Origin of the sequence: uncultured Varibaculum sp., from assembly GCF_902489465.1 — a bacterium.
In the GTDB taxonomy this organism is placed as follows: Bacteria; Actinomycetota; Actinomycetes; order Actinomycetales; family Actinomycetaceae; genus Varibaculum.
The window spans coordinates 1-2,707 of sequence record NZ_CABTZZ010000066.1; the positions used below are offsets into that span (position 1 = coordinate 1).

The following is a 2,707-nucleotide window of genomic DNA, read 5'->3' on the forward strand; positions in this document are numbered from 1 at the left end:
CAACTAGCGTGCAGGGGCGGATTTATGCCGTAGGGTAGGCTGCGGGCGTTAAATCCGTGAAAATGCCAGAGCATTTTCCGGATTTCGGGGCGCGAGGCAAAATCCGCCCCTGTGCGCGGACGAATGCGGGAGGAAAAACCCAGGCTCCACGCGGTAACTACAAGAAAAACCTCGCCCCCGCGCTTAACCCGGAGCGCTTTTACCGCCCGCAACCAGTCATTCGCGGGAAAGATTAGCGGGAGACTTGGGCTCCGGTAGTGCCGGTGGGTAGATCTATTTGCACGATATCGCCAGGACGAAGGGCGCTGCCGCGCCGGGTTTCTACCTCACCATTGACCGTAACTTCACCGGCTTGGATGAGCATGCGAGCCTCGGCACCGTCCTCAACCAGGTTCGCCAGCTTTAGGAACTGTCCTAGCTTTATGGTACCTTGCACTGGAATCGTCGGTAAAGACACGCTGTTATTATCTGCCACGCGATAAATGATACTAAACTGTTAGCAGTATGGCTTTATTGACGCACGTTGGAGGAGCTAGATGAGCAACCCCGAACCGCACGGATTCCCGCAAGGAGACCAGCAAAGCGGAGCAAACTGGCCTTTTCTAAGATCTGAGCAGGCACAACCGGTCGGCCAGCCGGTTGGATCCCAGCCGCAACCGGCTTTCCCTGCTCCTAGTGCACCCAAGGCGCAAGAGGTTCCTCAATATAGTCAGCAGTTCCCGCAAGCGGCATCACCGGTGCAGCCTGTGCAGGGGCAAATAGCTCCGCTTTCTGAAGAGGCAACGGTTCCGCAGACTACCAGTGAGAATCCGCTTCCCGCCTCCGTGAATGAGGACGCCGTACCGGCTAAAACCGTTACGGAAAACGTAAGTGCGAAAAATGATTCCCGGGTCTCCGCGGCGGAGATTCAGCAATCTTTGCGCCAGCAGGCCTTGACACCGTGGTGGTTGGATGCCTTGATGGCCTTGTCTTTGGCCGGAGTTATGGTTTTCAACGGTTTCGGAATGTCGATGTGGCTGCGGATCGGTTCGCTGATTGCGATGGTGATCGCCCTGATTTTGGTGACTTGGTATCAGGGGGACGCCCAAGAAAAGTCGAACGCCTTCCTTACCAGCACCCTGCTGGGGGCGGTTTGTGGCTTCTTAGCTGGGCTGATCGTGGTAGCGGCCTCCCTATATCTGGTGTCCCCGATTCCTGCCTGGTATCCCTGGGTGCTGTGGCTGGTAAGTGGGGTACTCCTGTACTTGACCTATCGCGGTTTCCGGGATTGGATAATGCGGAACTTACAGAAGAAGCACCAGAAGTAATTTCACTATATAAGTCAATAGGTTCTATTTACTGGACTAGTCTGCGATCTGTCGCCGTCAACCAACTAACATATCCCCATGCTGTCAATTACTGATTTCCGCACTACCATGCCTACCGGGATGGAACTGCGGCAGGCGCTACCTCGCGCCCAAATGAATATTGAGGATGCGGCAGAAAAGATTCGTCCCGTTATGCAGGCCGTGAAAAAGCGCGGCGCCGCTGCCCTGAGGGATCTTTCTGAGCAGTTCGATGGGGTTAGACCAAAGAATCTGCGCGTACCAGCAGAAGAACTCTCCCAAGCGTTAGAGCAGCTAGATCCTGCCGTACGTGAAGCGATGGATATTTCTATCGCCCACAATCGCGCCGGACATCGCGCTCAGGTTCCCAGTGAGCGAGTAACCGAGATAATGCCCGGCGGGATTGTTAGGCAGCGTTGGATCCCAGTTGAGCGGGTAGGTCTTTATGTTCCTGGCGGGTTAGCCGTCTATCCGTCCTCGGTAATCATGAATGTGGTTACCGCCCAGGAAGCCGGAGTGAGCCAGATAGCAGTAGCTTCCCCGCCGCAAACTCGTTTCGGGGGCAAAGTACATCCCACTATTTTGGCTGCCTGCCAGCTGCTCGGGGTTAAAGAGGTTTACGCGGTTGGCGGGGCGCAAGCGATCGCTATGTTTGCCTATGGGGCTAGTGGGGAAGAGGGTGTAGATCCCGATCCGCTTTGCCAGCCAGTAGATGTGATTACCGGGCCGGGGAATATTTTTGTGGCGGCGGCGAAACGACTAGTGCGCGCAGTTTGCGGAATAGATGCCGAAGCCGGCCCCACAGAAATCGGGATTATCGCAGATAAGAGCGCAAATCCCACCCTGGTGGCCGCAGATATGATTTCGCAGGCCGAGCACGACCCCAATGCGGCCTCGGTACTTTTTACCGACTCTCCCCAGCTGGCTAGTGCCGTAGAAAAAGAGATTGTTCCGGCAGCGCAGCGGACTAAACATTCGCAGCGAGTTTGCCAAGCTCTAAGTGGGCCCCAATCGGGAATCGTGCTGGTAGCCGACATCGATAGCGCGATTGCGGCCGTCAACGCCTATGCGCCTGAACATCTAGAGATTCATACCGTAGAAGCAAAGATAGTAGCCGAAAAGATTTGTAATGCTGGCGCGATTTTTGTCGGTCCGCACACCCCGGTTCCCCTCGGAGACTACCTGGCGGGATCCAATCACGTACTCCCCACAGGAGGTACTGCCCGTTATGAGGGTGGGTTGTCAGTAATGGCGTATCTCAAACCGGTGCAACAAATTGAATATCAGCGCACCGCGCTAGAGACTATGGCGCGTCCCTTAACTGCCTTTGCGAACGCCGAAGATCTTCCGGCACACGAAGAAGCTGTTAACTGCCGATTTAG

General features: G+C 55.5%; 3 protein-coding genes. 2 read left to right on the forward strand and 1 reads right to left on the reverse strand.

Annotation, left to right across the window (positions count from 1 at the left end):
• Positions 1–232: 232 nt before the first annotated feature.
• Positions 233–457 (reverse strand): RNA-binding S4 domain-containing protein, encoded by a 225-nt coding sequence (locus RDM26_RS08385; RefSeq protein WP_307738509.1) that lies wholly within the window; start codon positions 455–457, stop codon positions 233–235.
• Between the two features lie 79 nt (positions 458–536).
• Between RDM26_RS08385 and RDM26_RS08390 the strand changes: the two genes are divergently transcribed.
• Together RDM26_RS08390 and hisD are read left to right on the forward strand one after the other, a co-directional pair.
• Positions 537–1,307 (forward strand): hypothetical protein, encoded by a 771-nt coding sequence (locus RDM26_RS08390; RefSeq protein WP_307738507.1) that lies wholly within the window; start codon positions 537–539, stop codon positions 1,305–1,307.
• 78 nt (positions 1,308–1,385) lie between these two features.
• On the forward strand, positions 1,386–2,707 hold a 1,322-nt coding region (hisD, locus tag RDM26_RS08395; RefSeq protein ID WP_307738508.1), incomplete at its 3' end, for a histidinol dehydrogenase.